The following is a 25,858-nucleotide window of genomic DNA, read 5'->3' on the forward strand; positions in this document are numbered from 1 at the left end:
ATTTTGAATTCTTTGTCATCATACTAGACTGTCTAGTATGATATAGCAAGATATACGCAAAAAAATTTACCATTCATGCCTATCAACCCTGCTTTCCAACTAGAAAATCCTTTACCTGCGATCGCTCCAAAGCAAGAGCAAATCTTACAAGGAGCTATACAGATATTTTTGAAGGAGGGTTACGCTAAAACAAGTATGGATCGTGTCAGTGCGTCAGCTGGAGTATCGAAGCAAACGATATACAGTCACTTTCAAGATAAAGAAGGACTGTTTAAAGCGTTGATAGAACGGTTGACGATTACTTGTTTTCAAAGCATTTTTACTATAGAAAAATTACAGGGAGAACCAGCAATTTTGTTGCGTCAAATTGCCGAAATTTATTTAACCAAGGTTGCTGATAATTCCGATTATTTGGCATTATTGCGTTTGATAATCACTGAGTCACAAAACTTTCCCGAACTAGCAAAACTTTATAACCAAATCGTTGTGCAACGAGGTCGGCAAATACTAAGTTACTATTTTGCATCTCATCCAGAACTAGCAATCAGAGATCCAGAGGCAATGGCTCATATTTTTTTAGGTTCGCTAGTATCCTACGTGATTGTAGAGGAAATTTTGCATGGTAAAGAACTTACATCTTTATCACGCGATCGCTTGCTAGACAGCTTAATAAACATGGTCATGAGCCAGTCCCTAAATACGGTTGGATAAACAACAGTACTACAGCCGAAAACTTCGACATCGCCAGCTAACGGGTCATGTACTTTTGCAGGGTAAAGCGATCGCCTCACATGGGATACACCAATATTTACCAATTTTTACCCATGCCTCTGAAAGACCATCAATAAGACTTTTTAGTACATTCCGCATTGAATCTCTCCACCACAGGCTCATTGCTATTAGTGACATCTTTAGTTTTAGCGGTAAGCGAAGCCATGCCGTAGGCTTATACCACAATACAGTTCAGTTAAGCATTTCTTTCTTCTCTCTGCGTCCTTGGCGTCCTTGGCGGTTCGTTAAAAAAATTGAGTTTGACAAAGAGTTTTAGCCTTAACTGAACCGTATTGGCTTATACCAATTCTCCAAAAGGAGGCAACAGATGTAAATCAGGAAAGTCTTGTTGCATCTAAGTTTCTTGATTGCGTTAGCGTTAGCGATAGCGCAGCGTTAGTGAGGAACGAACGTCGGAACGAGCGTCCGTAGGAGCGTCATTGCGTTAGCGTAGCGGGGCGTTCGCTTTTAGCGTCTCCAAGAGTTGCCCATTGCGAATTGGTATTATCGCTTGTTCGATTAAAGTTGCTGGGAAGCGATCTCTCTACTTAATGCCGAAGCCCACATGCGACATCACAAAAAATTCTGACAACTGAACCTTAAGTACTTGGCTAAAAAGATTCTATTTGATATGGTGAGTTAACATATCAGATTGATATAGCAAAATGCTGAAATTGGCAGTATTGGGACTCTTACAGCGAGAGCCTTTAAATGGTTATCGGCTGAAACAGCAACTTGATATGTTTATGAGTTGCAGTATTTGTGTCAACTATGGGGGGATTTATCCGCTTCTCAAGCGTATGGAAGAACAAGATGAAGTGATGCTATGGGCGGAACAGGTACAAGAAGATGGGAACTGTGGAAAAATATATCAGATTACACCCCACGGCAAAAGCACTTGGTATCAAGAAATGCTGGCATACCCTCATGAAAGTTGGGTAAATGCGCGATCGCGGTTCTTAATCAAATTTTTTTTCTTTAGTTATTTATTACCTGAAGAACGAGTGCAGTTAATTGAACATCGATTAATGTCATGTCGGTTACGCCTGGTAGACAAAAAAGCACTTGAAATTACTGATGATTTATATCGAGCGAAATTACAAAAACGGGCAATTGAAGTGATCCAATCGGAGATTGAGTGGCTAGTTGAGCAACTTCAAACAGAACAACTCCAATTAGCTCAAACGCCAACTCCAGTAAAAGAGCTTTAACATCCAAAACTTTTGAAGTATCCTAACTAACTATGTGGATCGTCAAAATTGCTTTACGTCTTCCGTATACATTCGCGATCGCAGCTTTGATGATTGTGATCCTTGGTGTAGTAACGATATTTAGTACACCAGTTGACATCTTTCCCGCAATTAACATTCCGGTTGTCAGCGTAGTTTGGACTTACACTGGTACCACATCTGAGGAAATGGCACAGCGAATTGTCACCATTAGCGAACGCGCTATGACAACAACCGTTGGTGACATCGAACACATTGAATCTCAATCTTTAAGTGGTGTTAGTGTCGTCAAGGTTTTCTTTCAACCCAACGCTAATATCGCCTCAGCCGTCGCTCAAATTACCTCTGTCAGTCAAACAATTCTCCGCCCTTTGCCACCGGGGATCACACCGCCATTTATCATTCAATACAATGCTTCTTCGGTGCCGATTATCCAGATGAGTGTTAGTAGCAAAACCTTGCCAGAAGAAGCACTCTTCGACTATGCTACCAACTTCGTCCGCACCCAATTAGCAACAGTGCAAGGAGCGAGTGTACCTCTGCCCTATGGTGGTAAACCTCGGCAAATTATGGTTGATATCGATCCCCAAGCGATGTTGGCTAATGGCATTTCTGCCCAAGATGTGACGAATGCTGTCAGTGCCCAAAACCTGGTTTTGCCCGCAGGAGATATGAAAATAGGCGATCGCGATTTCGCCGTACAAATCAACAATAGTCCAGATGTGGTGGCAGCACTCAACGACTTACCCATTAAACAAGTTAATGGTACTATCATTTCCATTCGTGATGTTGCCCAGGTAAGAGATGGCTTTGGTGTGCAATCGAACATTGTACGTCAGAATGGCAGGCGATCGAGCTTACTTAGTATCCTAAAGAGTGGCAATGCCTCAACTATTGATGTGATCGAGCGAGTCAAAAAAACTTTGCCTCGCATCCAATCCACCTTACCCCCAGAACTGAATTTAGCGTTTTTGTTCGATCAATCTATATTTGTGAAAGCTTCTATTCAAGGCGTTCTCAAAGAAGGATTGATTGCAGCCTGTCTCACCGCGCTGATGATTTTGATTTTCCTGGGAAGTTGGCGCAGCACTGTAATTGTAGCCGTATCAATTCCCCTCTCAATGCTGGTTTCGGTCATTGTCATGAGTCGTTTGGGACAAACTTTCAACATCATGACATTAGGTGGTTTATCCTTAGCTGTTGGTATTCTTGTAGATGATGCCACAGTAGAAATTGAAAATATTCACCGAAATCTCGGACAAGGTAAACCAATTAAGAGAGCAATCTTAGATGGCGCTCAACAAATCGCTACTCCAGCACTTGTAGCAACATTATGTATTTGTATTGTTTTTGTGCCGGTCGTGTTTCTAAGTGGAGTCGCAAAGTATCTATTTGTCCCGCTAGCGATGGCGGTAGTATTTGGGATGCTTGCTTCTTATGTGCTATCTCGGACTGTAGTCCCAACGATGGCAAGTTATCTTTTACCACATGAAATAGATTGGCATAGAGAAAGCGAGGATCATAATGGTAATAACAACCATCATCATCTAGATCCGGCAGTTCAAAACAATAATGGTAATAACAACCATCATCTAGATCCAGCAATTCAAAATAATAATAGTCATAGCGACAACCACCAAACAGAAGAGACAACAACGAAAACTGCCAAACCTGTAAAGAAAGATTGGATATGGCAGTTACACGAAAAGTTCAACCGACAATTTGAGAAATTTCGTAGTTGGTATTACAACGTCCTGAACTCAGCATTAAATCACCGTCGTATAGTCTTTGTACTGTTTGGTGCATTTATCGTCAGTGCAGGAGTTTTGTTGCCGTTCGTTGGTCAAGACTTTTTCCCAGAAGTCGATGGTGGTCAGTTTAGCCTACACGTTCGAGCCTTACCTGGTACTCGTTTAGAAGAGACAGAAAGAATTGTCAGCCAAGTTGAAGACGTTATCCGCCAGACTGTACCAAAAGATAATCTCGCTCTGATTCTGGATAATATCGGCTTACCCACCAGTGGCATTAACCTTACTTATGGCTACAACGGTGCGACAATTGGGCAGGCTGATGCTGATATTCTTGTGTCCCTAAAAGAATCTGGTGCAACTTCTTCTTACATCAAGGAACTCCGCCAGAAATTGAAAGCGACATTTCCCAACTATACCTTCTTTTTTGAGCCAGCTGATATTGTTACCCAAATTCTCAATTTTGGTTTGCCTGCTGCTGTTGACGTGCAAATATCTGGCCCTCTGAAAAACTCAAAAGCCAACTTTGAAATTGCCCAAAAAATCGCCGACCGGATGACGCGCATTCCTGGGGCTGTGGATGTACATCTCCAGCAAGTTGTCGATGCTCCCAAATTACGTCTTGATGTCGATCGCACCGAGGCTCAACAATTGGGTATGACCCAGCGTGATGTTGCCAATAGCGTTCTCACTTCCTTAAGTTCAAGCGGTCAAGCTGCAATCAACCAATGGCTTGATCCCAAAAAAGGCGTGAGTTACACCCTGGCTGTACAAGTTCCCCAGTATAAACTTGATTCTATTGACAGCCTGAAAAATACGCCAGTTAGCAACGGTCAAACTGCACCACAACTTTTAGGTAACTTGGCTACTGTCAAACGCGATACAGTGATGCAAGTTGTGAATCACTACAACATTCAGCCAGTTTTCGATATCTACGCTAACTCCTCTGGTCGTGACCTGGGGGGAGTTGCTAACGATGTCAATCGAATCATTGCTGATTATCAGAAAAAATTGCCTAAAGGAAGTCAGATTAATGTCCGGGGGCAAGTGCAAACCATGAACTCTTCCTTTCTGGGACTTGGTTTAGGACTTGTGTTTGCAATTGTGCTGGTTTACTGCTTAATGGTGGTGAACTTCCAATCTTGGCTTGATCCCCTGATTATTATGATGGCATTGCCAAGCGCTTTAGCAGGGATCATTTGGATGCTGTTTGTGACCCGTACCACTCTTAGTGTCCCTTCGTTAATGGGTGCAATTATGAGTATTGGTGTAGCGACATCAAACAGTATTCTTATGATCACTTTTGCTAATGAGCAACGTGTAGAAGGTAAAAATGCCTATGGTGCAGCGTTAGCGGCGGGCTATACAAGGTTGCGTCCGGTTTTGATGACTGCCTTAGCTATGCTGATTGGGATGGTGCCAATGTCTCTGGGTCTTGGTGAAGGTGGTGAGCAGAATGCACCTTTGGGTCGCGCTGTAATTGGTGGCTTGTCAGCTGCAACAGTCGCTACTCTGATCTTTGTACCTGTCGTATACAGCATTATGCGCCGTCAAGCACCTCATCCGATTGATGAGGATGAAGACGATTTAAATTTCTCAGATCCACAGACAGCCTACTCGTTATCATCATCTCAAAGCAAGTCATGAGCAATTCAAAAGGTCGCTCCCAAGATTCTCTAACTTCTCTACGACACGCCACGCGAACAGCTTAAGCTTATTGGGGACGGCAGATGCTCCACTTGGGGAAACTCCAAGACCGCACTGCCTTAGAAATGTACCCTTGGGGACTGGATACTAAAGAAGAAATTCTTTGAAAATTTGGTTGGGTCTAAATCCCTATTCAAATCTTCCCCAATCCCCAATCCCCAGTCCCCAATCCCCAGTTTAATGACTCTAGCTGCTAAATTTCTGCAAACTAGATAATATGGAACGGTTTATTTATGGATTCTCAGCATCCCCCATCTCCTAATTCTGAACAACAAACGGCTTCTAGAAAACAAAAGCGTGGTATTGGTGGAATTGGTTGGGCTGTAGTTGGTGTTGTTTTTTTTGGTAGCCTACTGGCTATAGGTATTCTGCCCCGGTTAAGCCAGAGGTCAGAATTACAAGCAGCAGTCAAGGAAGCAAGCACCATCCCCTCTGTTAAGGTGTTTACTCCCACTCGCGCTACTGCTAGTACCAAATTGGAACTACCTGGTAGTATTGTAGCCCTTAATCAAACGACCATCTACGCTCGTAGTACTGGGTATTTACGGCGGTGGTATGCGGATATTGGCGATCGCGTCCGGGCTGGTCAGTTATTGGCAGAGATTGATTCACCAGACACCGATCAGCAAGTTCTGCAAGCAAATGCAGAGTTAGTGCAAGCACAAGCTAATGTGTCTCAAAGTCGTGCTAATTTAGCTAAAGGTATTTCTGATTTGAAGCAAGCCCGCGCTAATCTATTGATCGCACGTCAAAGCTGGGAGCGCTGGCAATTTCTTGTCAAGCAAGGTGCAGTCGCTCAACAAGATACAGATACAAAATATGCTACATATCAGGCTAATATTGCCAACGTTGAGGCAGCACAAAATACTGTTAGTTCTGACTCTGCCAGCGTCAAAGCAGCAGAAGCTAACGCCCACGCAAGTCTTGCAAACTTTCAGCGTAATAGGGTATTACAATCTTATAAGAAAGTCACTGCTCCCTTTGCCGGAGTAATTACCTCACGTAACGTCAATTCAGGTGTTTTAATTTCAGCAGGTAATAGTAGCACCAGTACTAGTAGTAGCATCAGTACCAGCAACAGTAATACTAGCAATACCAGCCTTTATACTATTGCTGCTTATGACAAACTAAACGTGAATGTGAATGTTCCGCAGAGTTTATCACAGTCACTACAGACTGGACAAACAGCGCAAATTACAGTCAGAGAGTTACCACAACGAGTGTTTACGGGTAAAGTAGTGCGTACTAGCAACGCTATAGATCCAAATACTCGCACTTTGCTAACACAATTAGAAGTACGCAATTCGGACGCGACGCTGCGACCTGGGATGTATGCTAGTGTCAAATTTGCTATTAATCGTAACGATCCTCCTTTTATTGTGCCAGATAGTGCCTTAGTCGTTAACGGTGGAGGTACGCAGGTAGCAATTGTAACTAATGAAAAAAAGGTGCATTATCAAAAAGTTACTGTTGGGCGAGATTATGGTACTGAAGTAGAAATTACATCAGGTTTGACAGAAAATGAATCGCTCATTGCTACTCCTACGGTTGATGAGATAGAGGGTTTACGCGTACAGCCAATTGTACAAACAAAAACAAAATAGTAGTCTGTCTCATTAATTTTCATGAGTTCGTAGTAAGCACAAAGCGTGCTTAAAAATCCAGGACTAAAGTCTTGACTACGAACTTGTTCACCCATCAATTTCAACTTGACAGACTATATCTCAATACGGTTCATTGCTATGGAACAAACAAACCCCGAACGCCATGAATACCGCATGGAGAGGTTATATCATGTCCGGCAAAAGACTTATCATTAAGACCGCAGAAAGCAGGGGGAAAGAGGTTTTTCTGATTTTTGCACAGATGCGGTAATCATAAGTGATTAACCGGACTTGATATTATTACTATGTCGGGAGGTTCAGAATCTAATAGTGCGATCGCCAGCAACTGTAACGATCGCTGGCTATGGCAAGTTCACTCTCACCTTGAGCGCACGATTATGCTGCACAGTTTAAACGTGGAAATTCCCCTGACTGAAATCTATCGTCGCATTAATTTTTAAGGCTGCTTGACTCTCTGACAATAATACTGACAGGAATTTTCATCAATCAATCTCTAATCATATTAGATTGCTTCTCAATTATGACTTTTGAGTGATAAATTTTATCAGAGGCTTTATCCTTTGGAACTGATTAGTGGGACTCGTTACCAAAAGAAGCACTCCCAAGAAAGCTAGAAAAAGTAAACAGCATCCAACCGAAACAAATATGCTTTTGGGTTTGCCAATCGTATCTGGCTTCTATCGTCGGGATTGTGTTAGCTTCAACGATTTCTAATCCCCAGTAGCCCAATGCGCTGATGCCAAACAACATAGTGCTGACAATAGACAATTTAGCGATGACTTTGAAAATGTAATTGCTTAAAGTAGGCGGTGTCTGAAACGATTGTCTGTGACGATGATAAATAGTGAGTTCACTTGGAGCTACAACCAAAACACGTTTTGGTTTTTGTTGAGTGAGTTGGCAGACAACTTGTTTATTATCAGTCATGGGTCAAACCAAAGCCTGTTGGTTGTAGCTAGATTATTTTCAGTAATTATATTGTAAACTTTCGTCAGATAAATGTGGTTAAATTTACATAAAATTTCCACATTTAGAAAAGATATTCTAATGATTAAGCGATGTCATACGAAAAAACCCATAGGACAAACAAGCAGCGTGATTCGATTTTTAAGCAGTGGTTAAATCGGGATGAACTATTTTCTTGTGAGTCCGTGTCAGTCACAGCTCAATAGCATCGCCAATCAACTCATCATCCGTCCAAATTGTTTGCTGGGGTAATGTGATGAATTTACAACCTGATACTTCAATCACTTTCAACCTGCTTGCTATATTCGGTTTCCTCAGTTAAAAGCCATTGAAGGAATAAACCTGAGCTTTAGGGGTAGATAAATATTCTATTAATGACTCTTAAATATACATTTGTTATCTTTCACTAGGAAGACGCGATCGCACAACTGCTTTCGTAGGATGGTAAAAGTCGATTGCTTGTAATCGCATTGCTCTCATTTGCAGTCAGCTATTGCAAGTAAAGCAGTTTAGGACTTTTGAACATTATGAATCAGACGTTGACTCGTCCCCTGGCCATTGTAACGGGTGCCTCAAGTGGTATCGGCTATGAACTCGCCAAACAGTTTGCTCAAAATGGCTTTGATCTGGTTGTCACAGCCACAGGTTCTAGCATCAATGAAGTGATTGGTGCTTTTGAAAAACTAGGTGCTTCTGTTGAAACCATCCAGGCGGATCTTGCCACATACAATGGAGTCGAATCCCTCTATAATCAAATTCAAGCCATTGGAAGACCAGTGGAAGCGATCGCCATTAATGCCGGAGTTGGGGTAGGTGGCAAGTTCACTGAGACTGACCTAAAGGAGGAACTGAATCTGATCGACCTAAATGTGGTGTCATCGGTTCATCTTGCTAAACGGGTAGTCAAGGATATGGTCGAGCGCGGTAACGGCAAAATTCTCTTCACATCCTCAATTGCCGCACTCATGCCTGGCCCATTTGAGGTGGTATATTCAGCCTCAAAAGCCTTTATTCACTCCTTTGCAGAAGGACTCCGCAACGAATTAAAAGACACGGGTGTAACAGTCACAGCGCTCATGCCGGGCCCAACGGATACAAACTTCTTTCACCGAGCCGGGATGGATGATACCAAGGTGGGTGCAGACAAGAAGGATGACCCAGCTATTGTTGCTAAACAGGGGTTTGAGGCTCTGATGGCAGGTAAGGATGACCTGGTTGCAGGCTCATTAAAAACCAAAGTTCAGGGCAATATCAGCAAGGTTTTGTCAGATACAGTTAATGCAGAACAGCACCGCAAACTCACTGAGCCAGGAGCCGCTAATAATTAATTGTAATCAGGGAAAAATCCTATGGTCAGTCAATTGCAGAAGTTACCGACAGATTAAACATTAAGCACCCTGGAACCTGTTATCCACAAGGAAATACATAATGGCGTTGAATATCAAAGATTTACAGATTCACAGCCCTGCATTTACTTCTCTTGAGCGTATCCCAAAACAGTATACCAGCGACGGTAAAAACATCTCACCTCCCTTGGAATGGAGTGGATTACCAGCCGGAACCCAGCAATTAGCACTCATCTGTCACGATCCAGATGCGCCCATACCGCAGGGGTTTACTCACTGGTTAATCTATGGAATTCCGCCGACGGTTAACCAGATTGCAGAGGGAGATGGTAGTAAATTTACTGAAGGTATGAACAGTAGCAATCAGCCAGGGTATACTGGGCCTGCTCCACCAAAAGGGCATGGGCTTCACCATTACTATTTCTGGTTATATGCCCTAGATGCAAAGCTTGACCTGAAGTCAAATATCAACCGTGAGGAACTACTGAATGCGATCGCTGACCATGTGATTGAGCAAGCGCGGTTGGTTGGAGTCTATGAATCTTGACATTTATTAATTCTAGAAATCCAAGGAGGGTGTAATACCAATTCGCAATGGGCAACTCTTGGAGACACTAAAAGCGAACGCCCCGCTATGCTAACGCAATGACGCTCGTACCGACGCTCGATGACTCGCTAAAGCTGCACTATCGCTAACGGTGCGCTAACGCAATTACAAAACTTAGAGATACTTGCCTTTGAGGGTTTACATCTGTTTCATAATTTTAGTGAATTGGTATGACTACAAATCTTTTTTGAGTAATATCACCAAGGTGTACTTGCAGTACCATGTTCAGTCTGCCATAAGTGAACCTCAGCCAATGATCCCCTTGACGGGATATCAAACTGGTGTACTCTTCTGCTTTCCGGAGGAGTTGGGGAAAACTTGCCTTTATAAAAGAAAGTGCCATGCGATCGCTTGAGTAAGTCGCTGATGGCAAGATAAAGATGTAGCATTCTTCTTTAACCGAAAAAAATCGGCGGACTAATAGTCTTGTCGCCGAAGTCGTCAATGTTTTAATTGCTACTGTTTTGTCTGGCTATCAATTCAGATTTCTGACTCTCAATCGCTTGGAGCATTGGGACTTTGTACATCAATATCAGATGAAGCTAAATTAGGAATTTGCCAGTTGAGTTGCTCGGCTTTGAGTACTTCAATTAGTGGAGTTGGAGCAATGAACTCAAGTTCTTGGGTGGTAGGATTAGTTTTAGCAACTAATTGAGTCCCATCTACAATTTTTAAAATTGCTGGCTCTCCGATTGGCAGTTTTAGCCCAGCAACTTTTGCATCATTTGGCAGGTAAATAGCGTCACAATCCCAGTCTTCATCTGTAGTTTCGCCATGACCGAGATAGTAAAGAGCGTTTAGAGTTGAGTTTTCAGGTTTTCGAGCATAGATAGCTAATGGTTTCCCCGTTTCATTGCGACATCTAGCCCAATCTTCTGAAGTTTCCATAGTCTGTTTTTGCAATTCTAAAGCAGCAATTTTCTGCTGTAGTTCTTCTGCGGTATATCCCATTTGTTCTGGGTTTTTCCTAACTTGCATTAGACTATTAAGCGTTTGAACAACTTTTGGATAGTCAGGGCTATCTTCAGAAATTCTATCTGCCCATGAAGGTTGAGCTAGTCCTATAGTGATCACAAACAGCAAGACGATTAAAATAATTTTCCCAGGTTTCATAAGTTTCTTCTTTTGTGAAAGCATCATTTCTTGGTGAAAATTTGCTTTGAATGCGAAAAGCGTAGATACATCTTCAACATATTGCGACTAACTAATAAAATCAAATATTCTTAATTGTCAAAACCATAAGTTAAAGTAATTATTTGACGAACTGAGTAAACATAAGACATCAAACCAATTCGCAATGATACTCGTACCGTTTCACTTTAAGGTTGATACATTTAGGCAAGCAGGGGAGCAGAGGAGCAGGGGAGCAGAGGGGAAAGAATTTGTATCAGGATTTTAGTGAAATGGTATCGTTCCTTGTTAACGCAATGGGCTAACGCTCCGCTTTGCTAATGCAATTGAATCAAGCCCGACACAACAGGCAAAAGAGGTTCTATGAATTCGCTGGCTTCAAACCCGTTTAGATTTTAAATTTTGAATCTTCAATCCAAAATTTAAAATCTAAAATCCGGTGAATGTTTATTCGCAAAAACGTATCGGTGGAATTTTTAAGCTACATAGTCAAAAAGCATAGTAGTCATGTAGCGATCAGCCCACTCTTCACCAAAGGATTTCTCTAGAACTCGCCGAGTTTTGTCATTTTGTTGCTGCTTGGTACAGTAATTTCGCTGTCCTGCCAGAACCTTGGAGATGTCAAGATTTGATGTCAGAGGTGTTTGTTGACTAGCAATCTGACAATGAATGGTTAAAAATTCCCGAACTCGATTGAGAAACCTATCTTCTTCTTGAGAGTCCCCAGGACGGACAAATAGACAAAATTCCGAAAAGATATCGCCCCATTCTGGTAAAACTCGTGGTTGGGAAAACTCAAGCCCAGACAAAACAGACAATTGTTGAGAATAGCTTGGTGGTAGAGTGCGATCGCTACTGACGGGAGACAAATCAGCGATCGCCGCACTAATTCCTCCTCGTCCGCCAACCAAATCTGTACCAAAAATCGGTAAGGCATATTCGGGATTAGGGAACATTACACAGTGCAGAATATCTAATCCATTGCCAACCTGAGCCAATTCTAAATGCAGTTTGCGAAATTGCAAAGCTTGGTAGCAATGATTTTCAATGATCAGTCGTTCACCTTCCAAATGTCCCTCAACGTAGCCTAAACCTTCTGGGACAGAGTAAGGGGAGATATCGAGGTACTGTTGCCAAATTTCTTCAATGGAATCCGCTAATCTGTGGATTAAGGGGTGCTGACGGGTTCTTAATGACGTTTGCATAGAGTTCAACATACGCTTCATCTTTGAGAATAGAATTAATATTTACCTTGGCGTATAGTTTGTGCAAAATTTGTGCAGTCTTGCATTGGGGAAGAAGTAGGGAGTAGGGAGTAGGAAGTAAGGGAAAAAAATTTACCCCTCTGCCTCTTTTCAATGCCCAATGCTCAATGCCCCATATCCCATGACAATCAACTTGCCCAAGCCTTAACTCTTTCTAAGCGTCGCAGAATTCGGTTAGCTAGTTCGACTCCTTTAACGGGCTTACACAGATAATCGTCAGCACCAACAGTAAAAGCTTGATTCTGACTGGCGGAATCTGTCAGCACACTCAGAAATAAAACTGGCAAACGCTGCCAATGAGGGTCACTGCGGAGAATCTGGCAGAGTTCAAATCCGTTGATCTGTGGCATATTGACATCTAATACTAAGGCATCGGGGGTGACAGTTTCTAATACTGTCCAAAATTGTTGCGGATCGGCAAGGGTTGTGACTTTAAATCCCCAAGGTTTCAGCAGAGTGGGGAGAGTGTGCAACCAGTCTTGATCGTCATCAAGAATCATCACCTTCTTTGTTATCTCAGTACCGCTCAACAAGTTTACTGCTGTGTCAATAACCTGTTCAGGAGGAATTGGTGCTGTTAAAAACAGTTTTCCGCCCCGCCGCATTACCTCCAAGCGATCGCCCAATTCACTGCGATCGCTAATCACGACAATTGGCAAGCCAGGGTAACGCTGTGCTAATATCTGCAATGTTTCCCAAAAGTTACTTACTTGGTGAGTATGGGGTTGAAATGGAATTGAGGGAAAATGCAACAGTATGATATCAGGATTTTGGTCTAAGCTATCAAAAACTGAATCTCTTGTGAGCAAAGCTTTAGCCATATTCTCCAGCATCGGCGCAATCTGAATGCGAATTCCTCGGCTTGCCGCCACAGGTTCTAAGGACTGGTTAAACTCGATATCAGAACTCACAATCAATAAAAGCGGTGATTGCCTATTGGGAACCTGAGACGGTTGAATCAGTGTAGTCTGCTCAATGTCTTGCTGGAGAGCCATTACCAGGGTTTTCATCAACGGCGCGTGTTTCGGTTGTAGCGGTTCTCGACCACCCAACCAATACTCTAATTGCCGTGCGATGTGCATTGTTTTGCTTAACCCAAAGATTCCCAGATTCCCCGCCAGTTTGTGAGCAACTTGTTGCGCCTGTGCTTGTTGTTGGGGTTTGAGTTGATTTATTTGTAAGTCTCTGACAACTTGTAACAAAATTGTCATCTGGTCGAGGCTTTTCGGTTTTGTAGTTTTCCAAGTCTCGTTGAGAAAAGCCAAGTATTGTTGTTGGGAATTGTCAGCAAGGTCATACTTTGGGAAATCACTCAACGTTTTTAGAGATACAGCTATTTGAGAGTCACCCTTAGCATTATTTACAGCAGGTGTTGCCGATTGGGTGGTTGATTCTTCTGTGCTTGGTGCTTTTAAATAGTAACCCCGTCCATGCATGGTAGCGATAAAATCATGAGGCGCACCTGCTGCAACTAGCTTTTGTCGCACTCGACGGATATGGGAACGTACCGTTGCCTCAGATGGAAAATCTTCTGAAGACCATAATCTGTTTAGAAGTTGTTCGCTACTAAAAACATGCTGACAGTTTCGCAGCAAAAGTTCTAGCAAATCATATTCCATTGTCGTCAGGTTCAGGGGGCGGCCATTGTAAGTCACTTCACAAGTACTGGGGTTAAGGAGCAAATCTCCCCAAGTCAGTAAAGGAAAGGGATTGTTACTTCCTCGCCTCAACAATGCCCGAATCCTGGCAATCAGTTCTATAGTCTCGAAAGGTTTTACAACATAGTCATCTGCACCTGCATCCAATCCCTGGACTTTGGCGGTAATGTTATCTTGAGCCGTAAGTAACAGAATTGGGACGGTGTATCCCTCTGTCCGCAGACGCTTGCATAAGCTAATGCCATCCAATTTTGGCAGCATGATATCCAGTACAATCAAGTCATACTCAAAGGTGGAGCCATAAGTCCAACCCATTTCCCCATCTTTAACTACATCTACAACATAGTGATGGTTTGCCAGATTTCTAGTTAGGATTTTAATTAATAAATCGTCATCATCTACAAGCAAGATTTTCATTGATGCGGCTACCAATGGAGAATTCTACTAATTTGCTCCGGTAGATCCAGGGAGTTAAAGGGTTTTGTAATTACACCACTAACTCCCAAATCATTAAACTGACGCTTTTCTGCCGTTTGTGCTTTGGCAGTTAAAATAATCACCGGAATTTGTTCTGTTTCAGAATGAGACTGGAGTTCTTTAAAGGTAGCAATACCATCCATATCTGGCATCATCACATCCAGCAAAATCACATCGGGTTTTTCGCTTTGGGCAGTCTGGATGCCTTCAAAGCCAGAACTAGCCGTGAAAACTTCCCAACCTGCTGCCATTTTGATGCCAAATTGCACAACGGTTTGAATGGTTTCTTCGTCATCAATAATTAAAATCCGCTTCATATTCATAGCTCACTCTCCATGAGATATTGACGCACTCAAGGGTAGGTAGTGTGAATGCAAAGGTGCTTCCACATCCTGGAGTACTCTCAGCCCAAATTCTACCGTTGTGTTGTTCAATAATTTTGCGACAGATGGTCAGCCCTAAACCAGTACCACCTTTTTTGCGGGAATCTGATGAATCTACTTGTTGAAACTTTTCAAAGATCCGTTCGAGTTGGTCAGCAGGAATGCCTTGCCCTTCGTCTCGCACCCGAAACACTAATTCTTTGGGGAGGTTTTGGGAACCTTGCTCTTGTTCTACGGTTAGCCAAACAGTCCCCCCAGGTGATGAAAACTTGATGGCATTACTGATTAAATTTGTCAAAGCTTGCAAGATATAATCTGCATCTGCCCAGACTGAGATATCTTGTGGTTGTTTGACCAGAGTGATTTCATGCTGCTGTGCCATTGCTTGCATTGCCTCTGCTGCTTGGATCATCAAATTAGCAGCATTACAGGCTTGGCACTCCATGATGACTTTGCCAGACTCAATTCGCTGTAAATCGAGGACGTTGTTGACTAAACGTACTAAGCGTTCAGTGCTGTCATCGGCAATTCCTAGCATTTGTTGTCCTTCGGTCGAGAGACTGCCCAATCGCCCTGTAGCTAGGATTTTCAGGGCACTGTGCAACGAAGTTAGGGGAGTCCGTAATTCATGGCTAATTACAGAAATGAATTCATCTTTCATCCTTTCAATGGCTTTGCGATCGCTAATATCGCTGCTAAGAGCAAAAAATCCCTTCACCGTGTTCTGGTCATCTACATCAGGGATGTAAGTTACATCAACCGATCGCCAACTCCCATCTTTTAAAAGAATATCATTTTCATAGTTGACGGCTCGCCCAGATAAAGCTGTTTTTACATAAACTTGCATTCTTTGGTAGCAATCTTCTCCCCAAACCTGTTGTAGATGGGAACCATAAATTTCTTTAGGAGATTGTCCCAGCCAATCCTGATATGCTTGATTATTAAAGCGATATTGTTGTTGCTCGTCCACGTAGGCGATTAGTACTGGCAGCGCATTGGTAATTAAGCGCAATTGCTCCTCACTCTGTCGCAGTGCCGCTTCCGCCTGCATTCGCACATTAATTTCCTCTTGCAATTCTGCGGTACGAGCTGCTACAACCTCTTCTAGGCGTTCCAGTAGTTGGGCTTGAGATAAAGCAATACTGATTTGATCGGCCAGTTGTTGCATCAATTCCAACTCAAAATCTACCCAATGACGAACGCTGTCGCATTGGTGCGCGATTAACAAACCCCAAAGGTGATTTTGTGACTGGGCATTGAGGTTTTGCACAATCGGTACAATTAATTTGGCTTTGATCTGGAATTGATCGACAAATTCCACCAAACAATCTGCCAAGCCAGCTGCCGGATCGTGTACATCTGCGGTCGCACGTACCCGTCCCTGAGCATACAATTGTTGATACTGTTGGGGAAAAACTTCTTCAGGAAATTCCAGATCCATCAGTGTGGGATAATCTGGTAAAACTGCTTCGCTGATGGTTTTTCCTGTACCATCCGGCAATACCTGATAAATTAGCACGCGATCGGCTTGCAGAATCCGTTGCACTTCTGTGACGGTGGTATGCAGAATTTCCTTTAGCTGTAACGACTGGCGAATTTTCAGCGTCACTTCCGAAAATAGTTCTACCCGTTGCTGTTGCTGTCGTAATTCCGCCTGCATTGATTCCCGGCGCTGACTAATGTCTCGTAATAGCAGCAGATGACAGTAGGGAAGTACGTTAGGTATTAAGGTATACTCCATCTCTCGCTGCTTCTGGGCAGAAGATGAAACTAACAGTTCCCCCATCAATGATTGTCCTGGCGGAAAACTAAGAGAGTTGGGTTGGCAAGTAAATTCGGCAGTGATGAAATTAGCTAAAGCTTGCCCTTTGAGTTGCTTACGTGACAAACCGAGTAAATCACAAGCAGCAATATTCATATCTACGAAACATAGGCGATCATCAATTAAGGCGATCGCATCATGAGCGTTCTTAAATAAAGTTTGAATCAGACGCTTCTGAGTTCGTCGTTGATGTTTAGATTTTTTCGCGCCAGATTGCGATTGCTGCTTCGAGGAAAGTTTAGACACTTACATCTATAATGCAAAGGGACATTTCCATTTTTACTGAACTTATCAAAAGTTTAAATTTTATAAAGTTAATGTTGGAAAATTTAACGAGTTGCGGAAGTCCCTTAGTCGTGGAGTTGCTTACTATTCCATCTGGTAGACTGGAGGCATTGATTGGGCTAAGTTGACCTATGACTATTGCGATCAACCAACCAATACAACAGAAGCCACTCAGCTTTGATGAGTTTCTCGCCCGTTATAGTGGCGATAACCGCTATGAACTGATCGATGGAGAGGTGTTTGACTTGGAACCAACAGGTCTCCATGAACAGGTTGCAGCCTTCATAACCACAAAGATTTGTGTCCAGATCGACGAAGCAGGCTTACCTTGGTTTGTCCTTCAGCGAGGATTATTGCGCCCTTCTAACATTGGTATGACAGCATTTCGACCTGATGTTGCAGTTATCGATCCAGATGAACTTATCAAAGAACCGCTTTGGTCTGACCAGTCAATTTTGACACTGGGCAGTTCGATTAAATTTGTCGCGGAAGTTGTTAGTAGTAACTGGCAAAATGATTATGCCCGTAAGGTTGAAGACTACGCGGTTTTAGGCATTCCCGAATATTGGATTGCAGACTACGCAGCTAATGGTGGTACTCGACACATTGGGAAGCCCAAACAACCCACCCTCTCTATTTGTACGCTGGTGAATGGGGAGTATGAAATTCAGCAGTTTCGAGGCAATCAGACCATCGTCTCTCAAACTTTCCCAGATTTAAAACTAACGGCTGAACAGGTGTTGAGGGCTGGTAGATAAAATCTGAACACTACAAACCTATCAAAGTTTAAGTTTACTTGCTGCCGCTAATTTGAACCGTTGATAAAGTTTAGCTTTGTTCCGGTGATGTTTTTTGCAGGCGATCGCTTGGGATGCCACTATCACCCTTTTGGGCATATATAAATTTAGGCGATGCACTGAGCGTAGCCGAAGTGGGCTTGAAACCCGGATGGCAGGGACTGTAGGAGCGTATCGGATCTTTCCCCCTGCTCCCTGCTCCCTGCCCCCCTGCCTCTTCTAAAACCATCATCAGCAAATTTTTTCTTTTTTATCTTTATGCAGCAAGGATTTGGCTGTTACGCCGTTCCTGTAGCAGCAGCTTTTGCATCTGTGTTTGATTTTAACCGCGTGATAATAGCTTTACGAACGCGATCGCTTTTTCGTACCGCACCTGCTAGTTCATATTCCCGGCTGTCTTTGCCATACTTCGTTGCTACACCACTAACTAAGCGTTCTGAAGTTTCACGAATGTTCTTTTCCAGAGTTTCGATTTTTTCTTTTGCCGAGTCAAGGGTGTTTAACATCTTATTATATTGATTGAGTTCGCTGCGTAGTTCCCCAGTTAACTCAGTCAAATGCTGCAAACTGATGGAATCACCAAAATCGAGGACAGGATCAATTGATTGAAACCCGATTGTCTGCTGTTCTGTTTTTTCTAGTACGGAAGAAGTTCTTTTTTTGCGTGGCATCAATGTACACCTTTTACTTAACTTTATACTTCTAGCGTCTCTCAACAAGATAAGGAATCGGTTCAGTGAAAATAGCCAAAATCAAGCATCTTTTTGAAAAAAACTTGAATTATTAATTAAGTAATTACCGCTAAATAACTTGTTTTGTCAGCCAAAGTTCTTACCTTGTTAACCAAAGCTTTTGCCTTGTTAAACAAAGTACTTGCCTTTTCAGCCAAAGTTCTTACCTTGTTAACCAAAGCTTTTGCCTTGTTAAACAAAGTACTTGCCTTGTTAACCAAAGTACTTGCCTTGTTAAACAAAGCTTTTGCCTGGTTAACCAAAGTACTTGCCTTGTTAAACAAAGCTTTTGCCTTGTTAAACAACGATCGCAAATCTTGTCTGTTGGCTCAAAATTGCGCGTAGGCATAGCCCCCACTTTCCCTGCCCAATGCCCAATCCCCAATCCCCATTAAAATCAAAATCGTTTGTGCAAACTGAGTGCAAATTTCTCTGATTACATTAAAATTTACAAATCTTGATGTTCATCGTTACGCGCTCATAAGAAAATGATCATAATAAAGCGAGATAAAACGCCTAAAAAGCTTGAGCATCTAGGAAATAACAACTTCCATGCTTAGAAAAGCTGGCAATTTGAGTTGCAACAAATTAATCCAGCAGTTTGATTGGACTGGGTGAGCAATCTGAAATTTATTTATAAATCGAAACAATTTTCTTAAACTTTCGTTAACAGGAGAAACAATTAATGCCATTTGGACCAGCTTCACGCCTGGGAGTAAGTTTATTTGATGAAACCCCTCCCGTTGAGTGGGTATCAGGTCGCTCACAAGAAGAAGCAGAAACAATTATTCGGGCAGTCTATCGGCAAGTATTAGGCAATGCCTATGTGATGGAAAGTGAGCGGCTCACTGTGCCCGAATCCCAATTTAAGCGAGGTGAATTGAGCGTCCGCGAGTTTGTTAGAGCAGTAGCTAAATCTGAACTCTATCGTTCTCGCTTTTTTACCAGTTGTGCCCGCTACCGGGCGATCGAACTCAACTTCCGCCATCTGCTGGGTCGTCCACCGCTAGATTTAGAAGAAATGCGGGTACACAGCACCATTCTTGATACTCAAGGGTTTGAAGCTGAGATTGATTCTTATCTCGATAGTGATGAGTATCAGTCTACCTTTGGTGAGAACATTGTGCCTTATATCCGAGGCTACAAAACCGAAGCTCTTCAAAGTATGGTGCAATTTACTCACACCTTCCAGTTAGTGCGGGGTGCTTCTAGCAGCAGCCTGAAGGGTGATCTGTCGGGCAAAGCTCCCAAGCTTAATTCCTTGGTAATTCAAAGCACGCCTACAGCAGTAATTTCACCTGCTAGTTCTGGGGCAACCTTCTCTCCACCTCCTACTGGTGCCCGTACTCGTCTTGGAGTCGATGCTAGTGCTGGTGGTAAAGTTTACCGCATTGAAGTCACAGGTTATCGTGCCAAAACCTTCAATAGTATTTCCAAGTTTCGCCGTTCCAACCAAGTCTTTCTGGTGCCTTACGAAAAGCTCTCTCAAGAGTATCAGCGCATTCACCAACAGGGCGGTGTGATAGCAAGTATCACTTCTGTATAAATTCGGGTGCAAACTTAAAAAATTAAGGAGCATAAATTTCAATGGCATCCCAGACAATTCTTGAACTTTGGTCTGCTAGTGACTTAGAGGAAGTTCAAACTATCATTCGTGCAGTTTACAAACAAGTTTTAGGTAACCCTCATGTCATGGATAGTGAGCGGTTGGTGACAGCAGAATCGCAATTGTGCGATCGCTCCATCACCGTGCGGGATTTCGTTCGCGCCGTCGCCAAGTCTGATTTTTATCGTACCCGCTACTTCGAGTCTTGCGCTCCCTACCGTTTTGTAGAACTTAACTTTCTGCACTTGCTTGGTCGCGCACCCCAGGATCAACGAGAAGTTTCCGAGCATATTGTTCGCACTGTCGCCGAAGGTTACGATGCTGAAATTGATTCCTACATCGATAGCAGTGAATATCAAGCAGCCTTTGGCGAAAACGTAGTACCCTATGATCGCGGTAAAAGCAGCGAAGCCAACTTCAAGCAAGTGGGCTACAATCGAATGTTTGCTATTGATAGAGGCCCTGCTCAAATTGATAGCTCAGTCAAATCTGCACAATTGGTCTATGCTATTGCTACCAACAGTGCCAATGCCATTAATGCCTCTTCGTCTACCGTCATTGGTTCTGGCACCGAAAAACGTTTCAAAATTGTAGTGACAGGTTCCAAATTCGACGGCCCCCGCCGCATCAGTACAACTGAGTACATTGTTCCAGCTAGTAAAATGACCCCGCAAATTCAGAGGATTCATCGTACTTCTGGCAAAATTGTCAGCATTACTGAAATCGCATAGCGTTTTCCAGGGTGGGCAATGCCCACCAAGACAATTAACTTTTTTAATTTACAATTTTTCAAAAAATCACACGAAAATCTTAAATTTAGGAGGCATTAACATGGCACTTTGGATAGAAGCCGAGTCTGTTGAATTACGCCCCAACGCTACTGAGGATGATCTGCAAGGCGTGATCCGAGCAGTGTATCGGCAAGTTTTGGGCAATGCTCATGTATTTGATAGCCAACGGCTTACCAGTGCAGAGTCTCAATTGCGGAATGGTGACATTACTGTTACTGGCTTTGTCAGAGCCGTAGCTCAATCTGATCTATACCGTTCGCTGTTTTTTGAAACTTCTTCTCCCTATCGTTTTATCGAATTAAACTTCAAACATTTGCTCGGTCGCGCCCCGCAAGATCAAGCTGAAGTGGCGGAACATGTCCAAATTTACAACACTCAGGGTTACGCAGCAGAAATCAACTCCTACATTGATAGCAATGAATATATCAGGAGTTTTGGCGATAATATTGTACCCTCTGCCCGTGGTAATCGTACCCAAGCTGGGGTCAAGAATGTCGTTTTTAACCGTAGCTTTGCCTTGATGCGGGGATTTGCTGCCAATGATTTGGGCAAATCAGCAAAATTGATTAGCGACATTGGCACTAACCTAGCTACCAAAATTGTTTCCCCGCCTCGTGGTTCCGGTGCTATCAGCAATACAGGGAAGCGGTTCCGCATCGCTGCCTCCAAAGCCAATTCTGGTGTTCGGGTGAATAAAAGCATGGCAACATTTGACGTGGGATACAACCAGCTAGCCAAAAAAATTCAGAGCATCCAGAAAACAGGAGGCAAGATTCTTAGTATCACCGAAATAGCTTAACGCTACTAATGGAGAATTTCCTAGCCTCTAACATTTTGTATATGGATGATCTGTAAGGGTAAATTGGGAGATTCTCCAATTCAAAAGCAAATAGCTAAAAACACAAACCAAAGAGTTGATGAATATTACAGAATTTGTTAGAAATTCTATTGGGCGTTGGCGATCGCAACGCAGTGCCCATCATTTAGCATTCGGTCACTTTGAAGCCGTACAGTCTGAGATAGATATCATTGCTCTCCCAGATGATGATCCGGCAGTAATTGACTTGTGTAAAAGCTATAACATTGATCCTCAAACAGTTGTTTCTCCTTTTCGGATGAGTTGGGAAGGCCAATCAGACTGGGATGACAATGAAATCAAAGGTAGTTGCGTCCTAGTTCCTATCCCCGATCCAACTCATCCCCATCGTGGTAAACTTTTGCGCGATCAAGGCTATGCCGAAACGATCGCAGCAGCTGGCGATTATTACTTAACAGAAGACAGCACATTCGTGCTAGTCACCACCTACGATCACGCCGCCGCCGAAGAAAAGATATGGTTTGTCAACCCCAATGTCCGTTGTCGGGTTTCTCTAATTAAAACCAGCGCTGGTACAGGAGTTGTCACTGCCTCTTTTTCTTCCGAAATCCGCCAGAATATTCACAAATAAACTAGATATAAAAATGGCTTTCTAAATATTTTTGGTCATATATATACAACGTCAGAGCGTGCAGTTTCAATATGAACTGACCACGTTAGTTTCGTTATGTCATTAGTCTTGCAATAGACACTTTTGCCATAGCTTAAGGTCATAATTTTGAATTTTGCAGAAAGTGCGGTCTTGGGCAAAGTCTAAGAAGTAACTTTACAAAACAAATTCTGTATTGTTTATTTATCCTTATCTACTTATGAATTCTTCACCACCACATATCCGCGACAGTACATCGAATCATTTAATTACCCTAGCTCGTTGGATGTCAGGGGATTTCAGCAATTATAAACAGGCATTTGAAAATCCTAAAGATTACGCTCATATTCACGTATTATTTCGTCCATTACCATTTGAATTCTTCTCAGGAATCGGGCTTTATTCAGAACAGGTTTATGACTATGATTTATGGAGACCTTATAGACAGGGAGTACATCGCTTAGTAGATCGTGGCGATGAGATTTATATTGAAAACTACAGTTTAAAAAATGCCCTTTTCTATGCTGGTGCAGCCCGTGAGTTAAGCATTCTTAAAACCATCACCCCAGATTGTATCGCACGCAGATATAACTGCTCGATGATTTTCAAACGCGAGGGAGATAGATTTATAGGCGCTGTTGAGCCTGGAAACTTATGCTTAATTGAAAAAAATGGCTGCCAGACTTATCTCGATAGTTACGTTGAAATCACAGAAACTACTTGGGTAAGCCTAGATAGAGGGCTGGATGTCAATACACACGAGCAGGTTTGGGGATCTACCTTTGGGGCTTTGCGATTTGAAAAGCGGGAGGGTTTTGCCCATGAAGTCCCAAACATCCTATGATCTTTCCCTGCCTAATCTGGCCATTAAAGCGAATATGCTACCTCCAGAAGCGCAGAAAAAAATGCAGTGCTGGATTCGCAGCAGGCATTTAATTTGTTCAGGTCATTTCTTTGTTTTTGAAACCGTAGATTATAGTGCTATTGAGCGTTTTTCCCAATGTGTGGGAGCGTTAGGAGGAACTATTATTTCGGTTGACCCAAGTAATAAAATTTGGATGGGCGATCATCGTCAAGTGATTTTATATCAGGCAAGAGCCAGTTTGCATACACCCTGCCACAATTTGAAACAATATTGGATAAAATACGGAGGCTTTCGCACCCGATTTGATGAGCAGGCTTAAAGTTAGTAATCGCAAAGTTTTCCTCAAAAGCGATCGCCAATCATGGACTACGTGGGAGCAATGCGATTTTGTGAGGTGGGCAAGCAGGGGAGGCAGGGGAGGAAAAATAAATTAAGTGTATTTTGAAATATTTATAGTAGCACATGTTACTAAATTCTCTCTTTACTCCCCCTGCTCCCCCTGCTTCAAAAAGCGATGATTTCACATTTTCGCGTTGCTCCCGGACTACGTATACCTTAGTTACTAATAATATAAAATATAAAAGTAAGATTACTCAGAATAGTTTTATGGTTTCTCATACTGTGGCTGGACGGGGTAAATGGCTAAAAAGCATTTAGAACTTAGAAGGAAGAAGTACTTCAAACTAAGTTCACAAATAGCTCAGTTAGATAATGCACAATTGCGTTATTTGTTTGACAATAGTGAGTCGAATGAGTCAAGCACGGGTTGGGGGATGAATCACACCATCGTCCTTGGGAAATCCAAGGTCTTTGTGAAACGTATTCCGGTTACAAACATCGAATTTGACAACCTGTTCTCCACCAGAAATATTTATAACTTACCAACTTACTGTAACTACGGCTTCGGTTCCACTGGTTTTGGGGTCTTCCGGGAACTTGTTACCCATATCAAGACAACCAACTGGGTATTGTCGGGAATAATTGCCACCTTCCCATTGATGTACCATTATCGGATTATTCCTTTCTCTGGGCAGCGTGCAGATGTCGATAGTTCACGTCTAAAAGGTTACGTGGAGTACTGGGGTAATAGTGCCAACGCCGGAAATTATGTGTTAGATAGAGCGAACGCCAACTATGAGTTGCTTTTGTTTCTAGAGTACATACCGCATGTTCTGGAAACATGGCTGCTCTTAAACCCCAACAAACTTCAAAAATCCCTGGACGATTTACGCACAACGATTAACTTTTTGAGAACGAAGGGAATCATCCACTTCGATGCACATTTTCGCAACATCCTCACTGACGGTAAACAGATATATTTGACCGATTTTGGTTTGGTACTGGACAAGAGTTTTACGTTGACTACAGATGAAGAGTTTTTCTTTAAGCAGAACACATTTTACGACTATGGAGAAGTCCTGCGAAATCTTGGTCATCTTATTAGATCGTCCTATGATTTATGTTCAAAGAACGATAAACGCAAAATTATGGAAAAATATGGTATAAAAGAAGGCTTAAAACCTTATGAACTGAGGTCTATATTACTCGACAACATCGAGCAGATACATGCTGATGGGGTGATGAAGTTAGATGAGTTCTATGTTGCCAGCATCGTCAAGTACCGCAGCATCATTGCGCTGATGCAAGACTTCTTTTCTGATATGTGGGAAAATAACAACAAGGACACAAAACTTCCTCACGCAGAACTACAGCTGCTGCTCAAAGAGACAGGCTTTCTTCTTGGTGTTGGAACCCACGCCAGATAGCTGCCATCATTGGATAAAAATATACATATTTTGAGTATTTGATCAACTATCAAAACTGTGATTCTTGCAAATAGTCGAAATCCTGCATCTTGCTGCATTATCGCTTATGTTTTTAAAGTATAAAAATGTTCGTGCTATTATTTGAGCAGCGTTGTATGGAAGAGAATGAGAAACGAATTCTTGACTCATGGCAAATGAATGCTTTGTTATGGACACAAGCAATTCGTAATAAACAGATTTATAGTCGTGCGATCGCCACAGATGCCGCTATAGTCAAAGCAATAAGCCAACTTAATCCAAAAACATTTTTAGATATTGGATGCGGTGAAGGATGGCTGTCTCGACAGCTTTTTTCTTTAGGATTTGATGGCTGGGGTGTTGATTTTTGTGCCGATCTCATTGAGGCAGCAAGGCACAGTGGTGATTCTCGCTTTGTTGTCTGTTCGTACTCGGATCTTGCATCACAAAGATTTAGCACCATCAACTATTTCTCTTGCTTTATTTGCAACTTTTCAATTCTAGGCGAATGCGCTGTTGATGAGATTGCCAAGGCAGGCCATAATTTGTTAGAGGACAAAGGCAAAATAATTATTCAAACGCTTCATCCGATAATTGCTTGCGGTGATACATACTCCAATGGGTGGCGCGAAACTTCATGGCAAGCAATTGCAGACCAGCCATTTCACCCTACTCCTGGTTAAGGGGCGTAAGCGCCATATCGTTGTAGACTCTCAAGGATTATTAATTGGCGTTTTAGTGACCGAAGCTAATGCCTCAGAACGTTTAGGTGCAGTGGCTGTACTAGATGAAGCCTTA

General features: G+C 42.6%; 27 protein-coding genes and 1 pseudogene. 19 read left to right on the forward strand and 9 right to left on the reverse strand.

Going from position 1 to position 25,858, the window contains the following annotated elements:
* Positions 1-75: 75 nt before the first annotated feature.
* From RMZ43_RS01830 to RMZ43_RS01855, 6 genes are all read left to right on the forward strand, one after another.
* Positions 76-711 carry a TetR/AcrR family transcriptional regulator gene (locus tag RMZ43_RS01830; RefSeq protein WP_322645895.1) on the forward strand — a complete coding sequence of 212 codons (636 nt, stop codon included), beginning with the start codon at positions 76-78 and terminating at the stop codon, positions 709-711.
* Positions 704-1,048: a hypothetical protein gene (locus RMZ43_RS01835; RefSeq protein ID WP_322646028.1), complete on the forward strand. Its 345-nt coding sequence runs from the start codon at positions 704-706 to the stop codon at positions 1,046-1,048. The genes RMZ43_RS01830 and RMZ43_RS01835 overlap by 8 nt, the downstream gene beginning before the upstream one ends.
* A 388-nt stretch (positions 1,049-1,436) precedes the next feature.
* Complete coding sequence (locus RMZ43_RS01840) at positions 1,437-1,982, forward strand: PadR family transcriptional regulator (protein ID WP_322645896.1); 546 nt, start codon at positions 1,437-1,439, stop codon at positions 1,980-1,982.
* A 32-nt stretch (positions 1,983-2,014) separates the two neighbouring features.
* Positions 2,015-5,395, forward strand: coding sequence for an efflux RND transporter permease subunit (locus RMZ43_RS01845; protein WP_322653295.1), 3,381 nt, complete (start codon positions 2,015-2,017; stop codon positions 5,393-5,395).
* A gap of 293 nt (positions 5,396-5,688) precedes the next feature.
* Positions 5,689-7,059 carry an efflux RND transporter periplasmic adaptor subunit gene (locus RMZ43_RS01850; RefSeq protein WP_322653294.1) on the forward strand — a complete coding sequence of 457 codons (1,371 nt, stop codon included), beginning with the start codon at positions 5,689-5,691 and terminating at the stop codon, positions 7,057-7,059.
* Between the two features lie 305 nt (positions 7,060-7,364).
* Positions 7,365-7,520, forward strand: a complete 156-nt coding sequence (locus RMZ43_RS01855; RefSeq protein WP_322653293.1) for a hypothetical protein — start codon at positions 7,365-7,367, stop codon at positions 7,518-7,520.
* Positions 7,521-7,650: 130 nt separating this feature from the next.
* Here RMZ43_RS01855 and RMZ43_RS01860 read toward each other — a convergent pair whose 3' ends face one another.
* Positions 7,651-8,007, reverse strand: coding sequence for a hypothetical protein (locus RMZ43_RS01860; RefSeq protein WP_322645900.1), 357 nt, complete (start codon positions 8,005-8,007; stop codon positions 7,651-7,653).
* Positions 8,008-8,573: 566 nt separating this feature from the next.
* Between RMZ43_RS01860 and RMZ43_RS01865 the strand changes: the two genes are divergently transcribed.
* Positions 8,574-9,374, forward strand: a complete 801-nt coding sequence (locus tag RMZ43_RS01865) for an SDR family NAD(P)-dependent oxidoreductase (RefSeq protein ID WP_322653292.1) — start codon at positions 8,574-8,576, stop codon at positions 9,372-9,374.
* Between the two features lie 100 nt (positions 9,375-9,474).
* On the forward strand, positions 9,475-9,939 hold the full coding sequence (locus RMZ43_RS01870; protein WP_322645902.1) for a YbhB/YbcL family Raf kinase inhibitor-like protein: 465 nt from the start codon (positions 9,475-9,477) through the stop codon (positions 9,937-9,939).
* A 217-nt stretch (positions 9,940-10,156) separates the two neighbouring features.
* Here RMZ43_RS01870 and RMZ43_RS01875 read toward each other — a convergent pair whose 3' ends face one another.
* The 6 genes from RMZ43_RS01875 to RMZ43_RS01900 form a co-directional block, all read right to left on the reverse strand.
* The gene (locus tag RMZ43_RS01875; RefSeq protein WP_322653291.1) at positions 10,157-10,444 is read right to left on the reverse strand and encodes a hypothetical protein; all 288 of its coding nucleotides are present in this window, start codon (positions 10,442-10,444) and stop codon (positions 10,157-10,159) included.
* A gap of 50 nt (positions 10,445-10,494) precedes the next feature.
* Positions 10,495-11,112: a hypothetical protein gene (locus RMZ43_RS01880; RefSeq protein ID WP_322653290.1), complete on the reverse strand. Its 618-nt coding sequence runs from the start codon at positions 11,110-11,112 to the stop codon at positions 10,495-10,497.
* A gap of 494 nt (positions 11,113-11,606) precedes the next feature.
* Complete coding sequence (locus RMZ43_RS01885; protein ID WP_322645904.1) at positions 11,607-12,335, reverse strand: phycocyanobilin:ferredoxin oxidoreductase; 729 nt, start codon at positions 12,333-12,335, stop codon at positions 11,607-11,609.
* Positions 12,336-12,523: 188 nt separating this feature from the next.
* Positions 12,524-14,470 (reverse strand): response regulator, encoded by a 1,947-nt coding sequence (locus tag RMZ43_RS01890; RefSeq protein ID WP_322645905.1) that lies wholly within the window; start codon positions 14,468-14,470, stop codon positions 12,524-12,526.
* Between the two features lie 8 nt (positions 14,471-14,478).
* Positions 14,479-14,853 carry a response regulator gene (locus tag RMZ43_RS01895; protein WP_322645906.1) on the reverse strand — a complete coding sequence of 125 codons (375 nt, stop codon included), beginning with the start codon at positions 14,851-14,853 and terminating at the stop codon, positions 14,479-14,481.
* A complete protein-coding gene (locus RMZ43_RS01900; protein WP_322653289.1) occupies positions 14,825-16,981 on the reverse strand; it encodes an ATP-binding protein in 2,157 nt (718 codons plus the stop codon). The genes RMZ43_RS01895 and RMZ43_RS01900 overlap by 29 nt, the downstream gene beginning before the upstream one ends.
* Positions 16,982-17,151: 170 nt before the next feature.
* Between RMZ43_RS01900 and RMZ43_RS01905 the strand changes: the two genes are divergently transcribed.
* Positions 17,152-17,778: a Uma2 family endonuclease gene (locus RMZ43_RS01905; RefSeq protein WP_322653288.1), complete on the forward strand. Its 627-nt coding sequence runs from the start codon at positions 17,152-17,154 to the stop codon at positions 17,776-17,778.
* Positions 17,779-17,848: 70 nt separating this feature from the next.
* Here RMZ43_RS01905 and RMZ43_RS01910 read toward each other — a convergent pair whose 3' ends face one another.
* Both RMZ43_RS01910 and RMZ43_RS01915 read right to left on the reverse strand, forming a co-directional pair.
* A complete protein-coding gene (locus RMZ43_RS01910) occupies positions 17,849-18,049 on the reverse strand; it encodes a hypothetical protein (RefSeq protein ID WP_322653287.1) in 201 nt (66 codons plus the stop codon).
* 46 nt (positions 18,050-18,095) lie between these two features.
* The gene (locus tag RMZ43_RS01915; protein WP_322645909.1) at positions 18,096-18,488 is read right to left on the reverse strand and encodes a hypothetical protein; all 393 of its coding nucleotides are present in this window, start codon (positions 18,486-18,488) and stop codon (positions 18,096-18,098) included.
* Positions 18,489-18,653: 165 nt separating this feature from the next.
* Here RMZ43_RS01915 and RMZ43_RS01920 point away from each other — a divergent pair, with 165 nt between their 5' ends.
* The 10 genes and pseudogenes from RMZ43_RS01920 to RMZ43_RS01965 form a co-directional block, all read left to right on the forward strand.
* Entirely contained in the window at positions 18,654-18,893 is a 240-nt protein-coding gene (locus RMZ43_RS01920) for a hypothetical protein (RefSeq protein ID WP_428850692.1), read from the forward strand.
* 340 nt (positions 18,894-19,233) lie between these two features.
* Complete coding sequence (locus RMZ43_RS01925) at positions 19,234-20,094, forward strand: phycobilisome linker polypeptide (protein WP_322645912.1); 861 nt, start codon at positions 19,234-19,236, stop codon at positions 20,092-20,094.
* Between the two features lie 41 nt (positions 20,095-20,135).
* Positions 20,136-20,885 (forward strand): phycobilisome rod-core linker polypeptide, encoded by a 750-nt coding sequence (locus tag RMZ43_RS01930; protein WP_322653286.1) that lies wholly within the window; start codon positions 20,136-20,138, stop codon positions 20,883-20,885.
* Positions 20,886-20,985: 100 nt separating this feature from the next.
* A complete protein-coding gene (locus tag RMZ43_RS01935; RefSeq protein WP_322653285.1) occupies positions 20,986-21,744 on the forward strand; it encodes a phycobilisome rod-core linker polypeptide in 759 nt (252 codons plus the stop codon).
* A gap of 118 nt (positions 21,745-21,862) precedes the next feature.
* Complete coding sequence (locus RMZ43_RS01940) at positions 21,863-22,393, forward strand: phycobiliprotein lyase (RefSeq protein ID WP_322645915.1); 531 nt, start codon at positions 21,863-21,865, stop codon at positions 22,391-22,393.
* Positions 22,394-22,631: 238 nt separating this feature from the next.
* On the forward strand, positions 22,632-23,255 hold the full coding sequence (locus tag RMZ43_RS01945; RefSeq protein ID WP_322653284.1) for a chromophore lyase CpcT/CpeT: 624 nt from the start codon (positions 22,632-22,634) through the stop codon (positions 23,253-23,255).
* Complete coding sequence (locus RMZ43_RS01950) at positions 23,233-23,595, forward strand: CpeR family transcriptional regulator (RefSeq protein WP_322645917.1); 363 nt, start codon at positions 23,233-23,235, stop codon at positions 23,593-23,595. Before RMZ43_RS01945 ends, RMZ43_RS01950 begins: the two co-directional genes overlap by 23 nt.
* Before the next feature lie 319 nt (positions 23,596-23,914).
* Positions 23,915-25,042 (forward strand): hypothetical protein, encoded by a 1,128-nt coding sequence (locus RMZ43_RS01955; RefSeq protein ID WP_322645918.1) that lies wholly within the window; start codon positions 23,915-23,917, stop codon positions 25,040-25,042.
* Positions 25,043-25,236: 194 nt separating this feature from the next.
* Positions 25,237-25,743 (forward strand): class I SAM-dependent methyltransferase, encoded by a 507-nt coding sequence (locus RMZ43_RS01960; RefSeq protein WP_322646023.1) that lies wholly within the window; start codon positions 25,237-25,239, stop codon positions 25,741-25,743.
* Positions 25,739-25,858, forward strand: a pseudogene (locus tag RMZ43_RS01965) (transposase); the annotation flags it as partial. The gene RMZ43_RS01960 and the pseudogene RMZ43_RS01965, both read left to right, overlap by 5 nt.

The organism is Nostoc sp. CmiVER01, from assembly GCF_034531135.2.
In the GTDB taxonomy this organism is placed as follows: Bacteria; Cyanobacteriota; Cyanobacteriia; order Cyanobacteriales; family Nostocaceae; genus Nostoc.